The 12,544-nt window shown below is 43.7% G+C and carries 13 protein-coding genes; 6 read left to right on the forward strand and 7 right to left on the reverse strand.

What is annotated here, in order from left to right:
• Positions 1–452: 452 nt before the first annotated feature.
• The gene (locus O9139_RS28525; protein WP_270885137.1) at positions 453–800 is read left to right on the forward strand and encodes a helix-turn-helix domain-containing protein; all 348 of its coding nucleotides are present in this window, start codon (positions 453–455) and stop codon (positions 798–800) included.
• Here the strand turns inward: O9139_RS28525 and O9139_RS28530 are convergent.
• Positions 787–1,695, reverse strand: a complete 909-nt coding sequence (locus O9139_RS28530; protein ID WP_270885138.1) for a LysR family transcriptional regulator — start codon at positions 1,693–1,695, stop codon at positions 787–789. The genes O9139_RS28525 and O9139_RS28530 overlap by 14 nt on opposite strands.
• Before the next feature lie 161 nt (positions 1,696–1,856).
• On the opposite strand from O9139_RS28530, the gene O9139_RS28535 reads away from it, so the two are divergent.
• Complete coding sequence (locus tag O9139_RS28535; protein ID WP_270885139.1) at positions 1,857–2,696, forward strand: SDR family NAD(P)-dependent oxidoreductase; 840 nt, start codon at positions 1,857–1,859, stop codon at positions 2,694–2,696.
• Between the two features lie 348 nt (positions 2,697–3,044).
• Here O9139_RS28535 and O9139_RS28540 read toward each other — a convergent pair whose 3' ends face one another.
• The gene (locus O9139_RS28540) at positions 3,045–3,494 is read right to left on the reverse strand and encodes a MerR family transcriptional regulator (protein WP_270885140.1); all 450 of its coding nucleotides are present in this window, start codon (positions 3,492–3,494) and stop codon (positions 3,045–3,047) included.
• 173 nt (positions 3,495–3,667) lie between these two features.
• On the opposite strand from O9139_RS28540, the gene O9139_RS28545 reads away from it, so the two are divergent.
• The gene (locus tag O9139_RS28545; RefSeq protein WP_270885141.1) at positions 3,668–4,519 is read left to right on the forward strand and encodes an aldo/keto reductase; all 852 of its coding nucleotides are present in this window, start codon (positions 3,668–3,670) and stop codon (positions 4,517–4,519) included.
• Positions 4,520–4,809: 290 nt separating this feature from the next.
• Here O9139_RS28545 and O9139_RS28550 read toward each other — a convergent pair whose 3' ends face one another.
• From O9139_RS28550 to O9139_RS28560, 3 genes are all read right to left on the reverse strand, one after another.
• Positions 4,810–5,439: a LysE family translocator gene (locus O9139_RS28550; RefSeq protein WP_270885142.1), complete on the reverse strand. Its 630-nt coding sequence runs from the start codon at positions 5,437–5,439 to the stop codon at positions 4,810–4,812.
• Positions 5,440–5,623: 184 nt separating this feature from the next.
• Positions 5,624–6,190: a DUF2812 domain-containing protein gene (locus O9139_RS28555; RefSeq protein WP_270885143.1), complete on the reverse strand. Its 567-nt coding sequence runs from the start codon at positions 6,188–6,190 to the stop codon at positions 5,624–5,626.
• Positions 6,187–6,528 (reverse strand): PadR family transcriptional regulator, encoded by a 342-nt coding sequence (locus O9139_RS28560; protein ID WP_377523303.1) that lies wholly within the window; start codon positions 6,526–6,528, stop codon positions 6,187–6,189. Before O9139_RS28560 ends, O9139_RS28555 begins: the two co-directional genes overlap by 4 nt.
• Before the next feature lie 312 nt (positions 6,529–6,840).
• On the opposite strand from O9139_RS28560, the gene O9139_RS28565 reads away from it, so the two are divergent.
• Entirely contained in the window at positions 6,841–8,313 is a 1,473-nt protein-coding gene (locus O9139_RS28565; RefSeq protein WP_270885144.1) for an FTR1 family iron permease, read from the forward strand.
• 23 nt (positions 8,314–8,336) lie between these two features.
• The gene (locus O9139_RS28570; protein ID WP_270885145.1) at positions 8,337–9,086 is read left to right on the forward strand and encodes a hypothetical protein; all 750 of its coding nucleotides are present in this window, start codon (positions 8,337–8,339) and stop codon (positions 9,084–9,086) included.
• 329 nt (positions 9,087–9,415) lie between these two features.
• On the opposite strand, the gene O9139_RS28575 is transcribed toward O9139_RS28570, so the two are convergent.
• Positions 9,416–10,162 (reverse strand): 3-oxoacyl-ACP reductase family protein, encoded by a 747-nt coding sequence (locus tag O9139_RS28575; RefSeq protein ID WP_270885146.1) that lies wholly within the window; start codon positions 10,160–10,162, stop codon positions 9,416–9,418.
• Between the two features lie 75 nt (positions 10,163–10,237).
• A complete protein-coding gene (locus O9139_RS28580; protein ID WP_270885147.1) occupies positions 10,238–10,798 on the reverse strand; it encodes a TetR/AcrR family transcriptional regulator in 561 nt (186 codons plus the stop codon).
• A 516-nt stretch (positions 10,799–11,314) separates the two neighbouring features.
• On the opposite strand from O9139_RS28580, the gene O9139_RS28585 reads away from it, so the two are divergent.
• Entirely contained in the window at positions 11,315–12,532 is a 1,218-nt protein-coding gene (locus tag O9139_RS28585) for an IS110 family RNA-guided transposase (protein ID WP_270880676.1), read from the forward strand.
• Positions 12,533–12,544 lie beyond the last annotated feature (12 nt).

Genomic DNA, 12,544 nt, shown 5'->3' on the forward strand with positions numbered 1-12,544 from the left:
CTTCTTAAAAATAAGTTTTAGACTGGGTCCAATAAATAAAGCAGCGACAGAACAAGACTTGATAAATAAAGTCTTAAAAACTGCCGCTGTTGTTGTTCAATTATCGTTTCCCGTTAGCCATCATGCCGCACGGAACGAACATGCGGCACCACAGAAAATGAAAGTTAATCCGTTCTTTCATAGTAGTTTAGTCAAGGATGCTACGAAAAAACTATATATTTCGACTTTCATATTCAGATTAATGCCCAAAGCCGGGGAATCGTCTTATCCGTATTCAAGTAAAATTACCATTTTGTTATTTAGTCCTAATTAAATTGTGAGGGTCAAAATCTTTATCTTCAGCCACGTTAAACTCCTGTTAGTTGAGAAAACGGCATCCGAGTAGCATCTGACTCCCCTTACGGTAGACAGGTGAAAAAATAAACCTGTTTATTGTAAGGGGAGCTTTTTTCATGGCTAGAGGAAAATATAATGTACTAGAGAAACTCAATATTCTCGAAGAAGTGTCAAGGGGAGAGATTGGTTTTCTAGCTGCTGCTAAGAAATATGAGATCAACAAAACAACTTTGGTGAAATGGCAGCGGCGCTACAAGCATTATGGGGCTGAGGGTTTGGTAAGCCGTACACATAACCAAAGTTATACCGCTGAACTTAAACTCCAAGCGGTGAAGGACATGGCAGCCGCGCATTCCTTGAACTTACTTTGTATCTCCCTGCTCACCAACATTCATATTTATCGTGGTAAACGTTTGACGAAAACAGTCTTTTACACAGCGCGCCTCGACATCACTCAACCTTAGGTAAAACATTACCTTGTATTTCTTTTATGATTTCCAAGAATTGCTCAACTTCCTTGGACGGATGTAATGGATATATCAAACCATATGGAACTGCGAAATCTAAATCACTAGGGATCGTCACCAAGGATGGATGAATATCTGCCCACGCCTCCAATGTTAGCATAACCGTATTACTTTCCTCGCAGCGATTAAACACATCAAGATCATAGAGACGCGGAACATCCTTAATTCGTATTTGAGGATGATTCATTATCAGGAAATCACGTATGTCATGAATGACGGCACTTTCCCCACCATTCACTACAGCCAATTTTTCCCCATACAAATCTTTGACAGAAAGTGTTTTTCTTGAAGCCAGCCTATGTTGCCGAGATACGGCACAGCAAACGCGGTAACTCCCCAGTTCAAGCACACGGTAGTAATCCTTCAAGTTATCTGTAAGAAATGGCCCCGCAATGATATCGAGTGATTGGCCAATCATGCGGTAAGTGGTTGGGAGTGTATGTGCGTCATCTTCGAAATGAACGATGTTTATTCCGAATTGCGGGTATAGGTCGCTAATTCCATTCCACAAATCAATCAAAACCTTACAGGGGTTAAGCATAGAAGTGCCCGCTCGAACAATATGCCGATTTGCCTGTGCGGATTGATGCATGCGGATAAGAGATTCTTGAAAATACTGCAGCATAAATTTCGCATCTTTGATAAAACTTATTCCTGCCTTTGTGAGCCTGACACCGTGGTTGGTACGGATAAAAAGCGGGATTCCGGCTTGCTTTTCCAACAAATTCATTTGCTTCATCACAGCAGTTGAAGAAATAAAAAGCTTTTCGGCTGCCTTAGAGAAGCTTCCGGACTCCGCCACTTGAACAAACGTCTTCAGTTGCTCAATCATTCAGGAAGGCCCCTCCTTTTGCATAAACCATTAGTTAATACCATGCTAACTTATTTGAAATTCCGTATCAAGCTACTAAACCGTAACATTAGAGAAGAACGAAAGAGAAAACAGAAGCTTTAAAAATACTACAGACAGGAAATGTATTGGAGGAGAATACTATGGAAAACAAAGTCTGGTTCATTACAGGAGCCTCTCGCGGATTAGGGCGCATTTGGGCCGAGGCCGCACTCTCTCGCGGGGATAAGGTTGCCGCGACCGCTCGCACACCGGAAAGCATCGTCGACCTTAAGGAACGTTTTGGAGACGCTGTTCTCCCCCTAGCGCTCGATGTAACGAATTCCCAGCAGGTCGAGCATGTCGTTCAGCAGGCTCATGCGCATTTCGGCAGGCTGGACGTCGTCCTAAACAATGCCGGTTACACGCTGGTTGGCACGACTGAGGAGGCTGACGAATCCGCCGTCCGCGAACTATTTGACGCCAATTACTTTGGTACGCTTCGTGTCATCCAAGCTGCCCTACCTCTGCTTCGACAACAGGGCAGCGGGCACATTCTCGGCGTCTCAAGCGCCATGGGTCTTGTTGCGGCGCCGCTCATTGGCTTCTATTGCGCCTCCAAATGGGCAGTCGAAGCACTGCACGACAGCCTCGCTCAAGAGGTTAAAGGCTTCGGCATTAAGGTCACGTTGCTCGAGCCGGGCGCCTTTGCCACCGACTTTGGAAGCCCCTTGTCCATGAAGACATCACAGGTATTGGAAGTTTACGCTGAACTTCGAAATCGGGTGTCCATTCGATTATCGACCGAAGAACGAGGCGATCCGAAGACGACGGCCGAAGCGATTCTTCAAATCGTAGACGCCGAGGACCCACCTCTGCGGTTTGCGGTCGGCGCTGGGGTCTTGCCTTTGGTGCGCGGAACCTATGCCGATCGTTTAGCCACTTGGGAGACATGGGAAGCTGTTTCGAACGGAGCGCAAGGTAAACCGATAAGCCATCGTTAGAATTCGAATTAGCAGACAGTAAAGAAACAGGGATCAGCTGCCAAGGCAGTCTGTTCCCTATTTTTGCAATGCTTCCAACAGATCCTAGACTGCCCACCGCATCCCCTTCATTATCGAGGAAGCTATCTACATTCGGTAGTCACCCGAGTTATCCAATTCATCTCTTCTGCCCGTTAGGTGAACGAAAGGCTGTCATTTGTGCCGGCAGCCTCATTGATGTAGGGGTTATTGAGCTATCTTGTCCCGTTAGCTCAATCTAGGCCGATGTGAATTTTGGCCATTGCCAAGCCAATCAGAAGCTTAAAACCGAGCATTTTCTTCAGAGCGGTTGTGTCTCACATAGATCTTTCACGCCTTCTGAACAGAGGGCGTGTAAAATACGTCACTATGCATATGCTTGATTTTGTCCCAGTTGCCGGGATTGGTCGTGTCTAAAGAGCGGTGCTCCAGAATGGCCTGATATAGAGTGGTTTTTTGTTCCAAATGGGCAACGTGCAGTTTGGCTTCTTCGAGCTTTACGAGCGCGTCTTCTTTGTGCTCCATCATGAGTGCATAGCGTTGTGGAATGCTCGAATCTCCTTCGAGACAGAGATCTACGTACCTTTTAATAACTTCAATCGGCATCCCGGATTGCTTGAGGCATTTGATGCCATGCAACCAGTTGATCGATTCTTCGTCAAACAACCGAATATTGTTTTGATTACGCTGTACGCTTGGCACCAGACCTTTATCCGTGTAAAAGCGTACTGCGTGCTCGGTGAGTCCCGTTATTAGGGCGGCTTCTTTGACCGTATGCATGTGAAATACTCCTTGGAAAATAATTTTTCAAAAACAGCTTGACTTCGTGTAACACGAAGGTCCTAAGCTTAGTGTAACGCAAATGAGTCGTAAGTGGAATCCCCGCTGCTGTGCCCGATTCAGGGGATAAGCACCGTTTGCTGTTATACTTTTGAACACTGGGAGGAATTACAATGCAAACCGTAACATTAAACAATGGTGTGGAAATGCCGATCATCGGCTTTGGTGTTTACCAAGTTCCTGATGCTGAAGAATGCGAGAACGCCGTATATGAAGCGCTGATGGCTGGTTACCGCCTAATCGATACCGCCGCCGGTTATCTAAATGAGGAGGCGGTCGGTCGCGCGATCAAGCGCAGCGGTATACCACGTGAGGAGCTGTTCATCACAACCAAGCTTTGGGTTCAGGATGCCAGCTACGAGAGTGCCAAGCTGGCATTTGCCAAATCCCTGAAGAAGCTCCAGCTCGATTATCTGGATCTATACCTTATTCACCAGCCGTTCGGCGATTACTACGGCGCTTGGCGTGCGATGGAAGGCCTGTACCGCGAAGGCAAGATCAAGGCGATCGGGGTCAGCAATTTCCTGCCTGACCGTTTGATGGACCTTATCGTGCATAACGAAATCGTGCCTGCCGTCAATCAGGTCGAAACGCACCCGTTCTACCACCAGATCGAGAGCGCCGCTTTTATGAAAGAGCAGGGAGTGCAGCACCAGTCGTGGGCGCCTTTCGCTGAAGGACGTAACAATTTGTTCGGGAACGAAGTGCTGACCTCGATCGCAGAAAAACACAACAAGTCCGTCTCCCAAGTCGTGCTTCGCTGGCTTGCTCAGCGTGGAGTCGTTGTGATTCCGAAGTCGGTGAAAAAAGAACGGATCGTCGAAAACTTCAACATTTTTGATTTTGAGTTGAGCGCGGACGACATCGAACAAATTTCCACTCTCGATACGCGGGAAAGTCTTTTCTTATCGTACCGCGATCCGGAAGTCGCCAAGATGATGGGCAACTGGAAAGTCGATCTGTAAATCTTGATAAAACCGTAAACTCATTATGCGTTTATCCTCATCTATTAAGAAAGGACAGGGCGATCGCCCCTGTCCTTTCTTTACTAGAATTGTAATTACTAAAATAGTAAAACTGCTGCTAAAGGTGGACCGAATCTATACTTCACCATTACAGGTAACACACAGAACCACCTAGACCTCTATAACTGCTGCCCGTTACTTCAACGAAAACGGCAACCGATCTTTTGGCCGGCTGCCGTCGTGTCTAATTAAACTAACATTTTTCGTTAGCGTAGTATTATCATGTCATTTTACCTACGTTGGACAGCCAACTTAACAGCAAGTCCTGTCAATACGCCGGACATGATCCAACGCTGTGCCTTAAGCCATGTCGGGCGATTACCTAACCAACTGGCAATCTGGCTTGCAGTAAGAACAACAAGGAGATTCACCGCAAAGCTGATTAAGATTTGTGTCAGGCCCAAAATCGCACTTTGTGACAGCAACGAGCCTTTATCAGGATTTTGAAATTGTGGTAAAAGCGAGATATACAACACGGCGATCTTTGGATTAAGCAAATTGGTTATGAAACCCATCATGAACAATTTACGTGGCTTTTCAATCGGGAGAGCGACTGGTGCCAGTATTGAGGCGGAACCAGGCTTGACTGACTTCCATGCGAGCCAAAGCAAATATGCAGCTCCCGCCCACTTCATTACCGTATAAATAACAGGTACGGTATTGAATATCGTTATTAGACCAAGCATTGAGGCTGTAAGATAAACTACAAAGCCGAGCACAACTCCCATTAAAGATATAATGCCCGCCTTACGCCCTTGTGAAATCGAACGCGAAATCAGGTAGATCATATTGGGTCCGGGAGAACAAACCATCCCAAGTGATACAATTCCAAAAGCAATTAATGTTCCTAAACTAAGCAAAGTTGTTCCACCCCCAATAGAAGATATTTAAATCTAAAGTATATTATCATAATGAACTTTCAATGTATACCATAAATAGTTGATTTAAACATGGAAAGGCAACCGATCGTCAAGGCCGGTTGCCGCAGTTTATTCAACTATCGTGTCCCGTTAGTTCAGCTTTTTGAAGTCTTATAAGTTGTTCTTAGTCGGCATGTAGCTTGATCAGCTTCTGAAATCTCAGCACACCATAGCCGAGCAGCAACGTGCAAAACAATTGGATCACAATCAATGCGCCTATGAAAGTTGGAATCAAGCCTTCCCCCGACCAGCCGCTGATCCAGTGCGCGGAATTCACTAGCAATAGCGCCAAATTCACCAAAGCCACGACTCCAAGCGTCTTCTGGACTTTCTGGTAAAACGATCGAATCGATTCCTTATCGCTGTAGAGTTCGATCGTCTCCCCCTCCAGATAGGGCCTTCGGAAGTACCGCCAATTGACGCAATTCCCGACATACTCCCAGCCGGCATCCGCATACAGATCACAAAATTCCTCCAGTTGCTTGGCTTTCATCGTGTCTTGATAATCCATCCGATACTCGTACCGAACACTTGGATCGTAGTCGAAGCGGTAACGAATAATGCCCGGACGGTTCAGATGCAGCCCCCGCATCGACAAGTCGGTAAACCAAGCTTCATCACGCTTATAGTCCCATACGAAGGATAATCGGTTTTTGTATATCGATTTGGCGCTCCCAGCAACCGTTCTCATGTGCATTCTTCCTCCCTAAATTGTGTGATCTTTCGGCCGTTGCACAACAGTTCTTCCATTCGCTCCATTTCCGCCATTACGACTTGCTTGCCAAGTGGTGTAATCGAATAGGTTTTGCGGCGCGAATCCGTTTCAACTTCGTTCGAAGGGATGATCAGTCCTTTTTTCATCAAATTGTTGAGCGCCGTATACAAGGTCCCCGCCCCAATTTTGACACGGCCTTCGCTCATCCTCTCCACATCTTGCATCATGCCGTATCCATGCGAGGAAGAAGCATACAGCGAAACCAAAATGTAGTAAAATGCTTCGGTCAAGGGCAGCATATCCTTAGTGTTCACCAACGGAAGCCTTCTTTCATCCAAATATATCGTATGACGATATATTAACTCACGATATATCGACTGTCAACATATATGCACAAAAAAAGCCGATGACCCGCACGAGTCTCGACTATCCGAAAAATGGGTTTATCCGCCAAAAACCTATTAGCGATTTTGGTAAACTGCCCGTTAATACAGTCCCCAGTCTACCGTATTAGAGTAATCACTACTTCATTTTCTATTGACTTGAGAACTATTATCAAGTAGAATAAAGCTCGCACCTAAATATGATAATGATTCTCATTATTATAACTTGTAAATAGGAGATATATGATGAAAAAATCGCTATTGGCTCTACTCTTCCTTCCAATTATACTCATAATGCTATTGCCTCAGCTTGTGAACGCTGCAAGTGATGGGATTGAAAATATGGGTAAAGCAAAGCCTATAATCTCAAATGCCCTTAATTCGGCAAAAGACGATTTGGCTAAATCGAAGCAAATTTATGATCAATACCATGATTTGTGGATGGATGTTGAGGATTCGGTTAAAGTTGATTCCAAAGCAGCATACAAAGAGATTGAAGCTGAGATGGGCCAAGTGGAATATGCGTATACGATAAATAAGCAGGAAGAAGTAGTTGCTGCCCTGCAAAAGTTACAACAAGTACTCGATCGTTACATAGAAGGTCAATACAGTCAAGTTGCCGATGTCCAAGAGGAGAATATAACACTTTCCGGATTTGTTACTCTTTTGGAGCAGACGAAAGAACAAATCGTAAAACACGATCAAATAGCGTCATTGAACGCGATTAGCAAGGTACGAGACAGTTGGTTAAGCGTTGAAGGTCATGTTGTTGCTCAATCAGCTTCAGTCTATAGTAATTCTGAACGTGATATGGTGGTTGCCAACGCGATGATCACTAATCAAGACTATGACAGCGCGGCTAAAACCTTGGATGAAATGATCGCTTATCTCACTCCTCTTGCACAAAAAACGTCTTATACGTACTGGGATGCAGCTATGATTCCAATCCGGGAAGGGCTTGAAGCATTGTTGGTCGTCGGGGCCTTGCTTGCATTCGTCAAAAAATCAAACAATGGAAAAGGCGGTAAATGGATCTGGTCTGGGGTTCTTGTCGGGCTCCTCGTAAGTGCTGTCCTTGCGGTCATTGTAAAGTTCGCATTCTCTTCCGGAGCTTTTGGTACGAATAATTATCTCATTGGAGGTTGGACAGGGATTTTTGCCTCAGTCATGTTACTCTACATGAGCTACTGGCTGCATAGCAATTCAAATATTAAAAAGTGGAATGCTTACATTCAAACCAAAACCCAAACGGCTTTAACAACAGGACGCATTGTCTCTCTCGGTATTCTTTCATTCCTAGCCGTATTTCGTGAAGGAACAGAAACAGTTCTGTTTATTATTGGGATGGTCAATCAAATAAGCGTTCAGCAGCTTTTGCTAGGGATCTTAGTTGGATTCGGCGTTCTAGTAATCGTAGCTTTCCTCATGCTGTATGTAGGCATGAAATTGCCGGTTCGACCCTTCTTTTTAGTTTCAAGCCTTATTGTCTTTTATTTATGCATTAAATTCACTGGCCTTGGCGTACGCAGCTTGCAGCTCGCCGGAACTGTACCGACATCCAACAGCTCGCTTCTGCCAAGTATTAACTTCATAGGATTTTTCCCTTCCTGGGAAAGTGCCCTGCCACAAATCATTATTGCACTGGGAGCTATGGCTTTTCTTATCGGAAGCAAAATTAGCAAGCGTGTGAATAAACAATCAACTGTTATATCCTAACAATTTTACTCGGAGGTATTTTTATGAAACAGAAAATGTTCCTGGTAACGTCTATCTTACTCATCTCGGCCTTGACACTTTCCGCTTGCGGCTCCAAAGCAACTCCGTCAACACAATCGAACAAAACTGAAGCAACAACTGCGACAGAAAAAAAGGATGAAAAGGCCGTATCTGATTCATCTATTAAAGAGGGAACTGCGAAACTACTTAAGACAGCGAAACAACTAAGTAAAGCAGCAACTGCTGGCGATGAAGCAATAATTAAAGAGACAGGTCCGAAATTAGAAGAAGTTTGGTCATCTTTCGAGGATGGAGTGAAACCAAAATATCCCGACGTCTATGAACAAATTGAGAAAAATCTAAATCCGGCAATTGCTGCCGCTAAAGCCTCACCTCTCGATAAAGATGCCGTTTTAAAAATTGATAAAGAGTTAATTCAAGTGTTATATGATTTTTCACAAAAATTAATACCTGCTGATCAAATAAAAGCTGGGGCTACAAAAATGTTAGGAACTTCTAGCGATCTAAAAAAAGAAATTGAAGCCGGCAATGAGACTAAAGTAAAAGAACTTGGTCCTAAGCTGGAGGAAGTTTGGAGTACATTTGAAGACGGTGTTCGACCTCGCAGCGCTGATCTTTATGAGAAAATCGAAAAAAGTCTAAACCCAGAAGTAGCCGGCTCCCAAAAAAGCCCAATTGATAAAGCTGTATTAACACAATTAAACGAAGATCTAATTAAAGCGTTGAATGAAACGGTGCAGACAATAAAATAATTCTAAAGTCAGACTGGACTAAAGGTTTATTTAAAAATGAAACAGCGGCGGACCAAGACATTTAGACCGCCGCTTTCTTTGTTAAACTAACGTGTCCCGTTAGTTTAACGCCTGCTTGCAGAATCACCTTTGATCGAAATACTTGAATGAACAAAAAAGTGACCCATAGCAACGGGCTGTGGGTCAAAATTATTTATATTTTAAAAGGGGTCAGGTTTATTATAGGCTTGATTTGATTCATTATAGCAACATGAAAATATGATTTCATACTTGTTACATTTATTCAGTGATTCATGAGTTCTTAAAGGTACGCTTCGCTTTTATCGAGTTTATATCATAAAGCCTCCATTTATATCGAGCGATGCACCAGTAATATAGCCTGCTTCTGGGCTAGATAAGAATGAAACCAAACTTGCGATGTCATTTGCGGTACCATAACGGCCAAGAGCAATCATATTCTTTAAGATAGAAGCCATAGAGCCTTCGGCAGGATTCATGTCGGTATCAACCGGACCTGGCTGAATATTATTCACTGTAACCCCTTGAGGTGCCAGATCTCTTGCAAGACCGCGAGTCATAGCGGCGACCGCAGCTTTGGACATGCTATATAAACTCATTCCGGGAAAACCGGTTACATCGGCATTCACACTCCCTATATTAATAATTCTGTCACCACTCTGCATTTGGGGCCCGGCCGCTTGAATGGCAGCAAAAACCGCTCTAATATTAACAGCAACCGTGCGGTCGAACTCTTCCATAGTAAATTGTTCATATGGTTTAACATCTAGAATCCCTGCGTTATTAACCAGTATATTTAGATGACCAAGAGCGTTGATCGCCTCATCAACTGCTGACTTAACCGAGTTCGTATCTTCACTGATTGCCCGAATGGCAATAGCTCTCCCACCTTCAGCTTCAATGCTCTTTACAAGTTCGTTAGCTTTTTCAGCAGAATTGACATACGTAAAGGCAACTGCAGCACCGTCTTTAACCAGCCTTCTAACAATTGATGCTCCAATACCCCGTGAACCTCCTGTAATTAATGCCGTCTTCCCATTTAAGAAATATGAATTCATGCTATTTAATCTCCTTTGAGTTGGTTTCCAAGCGCATTTTAGGGGAATGACCGTTCCAAATCAAAACAAAAAAAATTATCGTAAAAAGTAAAGAGACGTCTCTAAAATGGTATCCACTGTTTTTCTATCTGCAGCCGCAACGGTGATGGTGAGTCCATTCGTGACATTAACGAGGTATTGAGAAAGATCACGTAAATTGGGATTACCTTTTATTTCACCATTGGCAATTCCGCGTGTAAGCAATTGAAAGAAAGCTCGTTCTCTTAAGTTATTGTTCGTACTAACTCTTGCTCGAACTTCCGGATGCTCACTCATCTCCAAGGATGCATAGATTAGCAAGCAAGTTCTAACACTATTATGTTCAAACAATCTATTGTAAAACCTCAATAGCACTTCTTTACAAGTCCCCGGCTCATATAAAATGGAAGTAATATCACTCGTTTTCTCCCCATAACGGTCCAACGCAACTAAGTACAAGTCTTCCTTGCTTCGGAATGTCTGGTAGATGCTGCTCCGGTTTAGAGATAATGCGCTAACCAAATCCTGCATGGATGTTCCCTGGTAACCTTTTTCACGAAAAACATCAATGGCCTTATCGATTGTCTCTTCAATTTGAAATGTTTTTAGTCTAGACATTAATCATCATCCCCTGTTACTTATGCTATCTCAAGTTGGTTTCAATGTCAACATTTTTCAGAAACGATCGTTCCAAATCAACTTATCAAGTTGAGAGCGATTAGATGTTTTTCATTCGTTAATCATTGTGTGAAAAGAAATATAGAAACCATTGGGATTATCGCCTTGGATAAGATGGGAATGAGGATTTTAGTTAAACAATATTAGAATTCCCTCTATTTATGATGATATCACGCATTGGATGTAACCTGCCCGTTAGCCAATCATGCAGCGCGCGAAACAGCGCTGCATCACAGAGGATGAAAATGAAATCAAAAAGCCGTCAATACTGCTACTACGGCTGGGAGAAGAAGGTCGATGAACTATGGTGCGGTAGAGCCCATCCGTTAGTCTGACTCCGACGACCACGGTGCATCACAGAATGTCGCTCCCTCTTGGGAAGCACTCATGGTAGATTAATCCTATTTTGGTTGTTGCACCAGCTCCAATTTTAGTGCCGTAGGAAGGATGCTTTCAATGGAAATTCTCATTGAACGCGCATGTGGTTTGGATGTTCATAAAGACTCCATTACAGCATGTGTAATGACACCAGAAGGAAAGGAGATTTGTACGTTTTCTACTAAAACAGTCTTTTTGTTGCAATTAATCGACTGGATTAAAAAACATGGATGTACTCATGTTGCTATGGAAAGCACAGGAGTCTTTTGGAAGCCAATTGTTAACCTGCTAGAAGCTGAGGATATCGAGTTTTTAGTCGTAAATGCCCAACATATGAAGGCACTACCAGGACGTAAAACAGATGTCAAAGATGCTGAATGGATCGCCCAACTTCTACGCCATGGACTTCTAAAAGCTAGCTTCGTTCCAAACCGCGATCAACGAGAACTTCGAGAGTTAGTCCGTTATCGCCGAAGCATTATTGAAGAACGGGCCAGACAGCACAATCGAATACAAAAGGTTCTAGAAGGAGCAAACATTAAACTCGGCTCTGTTGTTTCCGATATTATGGGCGTTTCCTCTAAGGATATGCTTCGCGCTATTGCAGAAGGTGAAGATGATCCTGAGAAATTGGCAAACTTCGCTCAACGAACACTGAAAAAGAAGAAAGCAGAACTTGAGCTAGCTCTTCGAGGTTACGTAAACCCCCATCAGCGTTTAATGATCAAGACAATTCTAACTCATATTGACTTTCTGTCCGAACAAATTGAAATGTTAGATCAAGAAATTGCAAACAGGGTTAGTTCGTATCAAGAAGACGTAGAACGCTTGGACTCCATACCTGGAATTGCCCCTCGGATGGCGGAACAGATTCTAGCTGAACTCGGAACAAACATAGAGAAACAGTTTCCTAGTGCGGCTCACTTATGTTCTTGGGCTGCATTAGTGCCTGGACATAATGAGAGCGCCGGCAAACGAAAGTCTTCCAAAGGCAAAAAAGGAAACAAATATTTAAAATCTGCTTTAACAGAAGCAGCGCATTCGGTAGGTGCATCCAAAAACTATCTTGGTGCAATGTATAGGCGAACTTTAGCACGAAAAGGCAGAAAAAGAGCTGCTATTGTTGTGGCCCATGCCATGCTAAGAATCGCTTATTATTTATTGACAAGAAAAGAAATGTATGTTGATCTAGGTGAAGATTACTTTGACAAACAGAAACTCGGAGCAATTGTACGGAATTCAGTTCGAAGGCTTGAGAGCTTAGGTTATAACGTTTCGATTTCGGAAGTCTCCTGATCCCCCCATTTC

The sequence above is a fragment of the Paenibacillus aestuarii genome (assembly GCF_027789125.1).
Classification (GTDB): Bacteria; Bacillota; Bacilli; order Paenibacillales; family NBRC-103111; genus Paenibacillus_E; species Paenibacillus_E aestuarii.

Excerpts from the sequence above, each read along its gene's own strand:
- O9139_RS28545 (WP_270885141.1), top strand. The coding sequence starts at position 3,668 with ATGCAAACCGTAACATTAAACAATGGTGTGGAAATGCCGATCATCGGC.
- O9139_RS28580 (WP_270885147.1), bottom strand. The coding sequence starts at position 10,798 with ATGTCTAGACTAAAAACATTTCAAATTGAAGAGACAATCGATAAGGCC.
- O9139_RS28525 (WP_270885137.1), top strand. The coding sequence starts at position 453 with ATGGCTAGAGGAAAATATAATGTACTAGAGAAACTCAATATTCTCGAA.
- O9139_RS28585 (WP_270880676.1), top strand. The coding sequence starts at position 11,315 with ATGGAAATTCTCATTGAACGCGCATGTGGTTTGGATGTTCATAAAGAC.
- O9139_RS28565 (WP_270885144.1), top strand. The coding sequence starts at position 6,841 with ATGATGAAAAAATCGCTATTGGCTCTACTCTTCCTTCCAATTATACTC.
- O9139_RS28555 (WP_270885143.1), bottom strand. The coding sequence starts at position 6,190 with ATGAGAACGGTTGCTGGGAGCGCCAAATCGATATACAAAAACCGATTA.
- O9139_RS28540 (WP_270885140.1), bottom strand. The coding sequence starts at position 3,494 with ATGCATACGGTCAAAGAAGCCGCCCTAATAACGGGACTCACCGAGCAC.
- O9139_RS28575 (WP_270885146.1), bottom strand. The coding sequence starts at position 10,162 with ATGAATTCATATTTCTTAAATGGGAAGACGGCATTAATTACAGGAGGT.
- O9139_RS28530 (WP_270885138.1), bottom strand. The coding sequence starts at position 1,695 with ATGATTGAGCAACTGAAGACGTTTGTTCAAGTGGCGGAGTCCGGAAGC.
- O9139_RS28535 (WP_270885139.1), top strand. The coding sequence starts at position 1,857 with ATGGAAAACAAAGTCTGGTTCATTACAGGAGCCTCTCGCGGATTAGGG.
- O9139_RS28570 (WP_270885145.1), top strand. The coding sequence starts at position 8,337 with ATGAAACAGAAAATGTTCCTGGTAACGTCTATCTTACTCATCTCGGCC.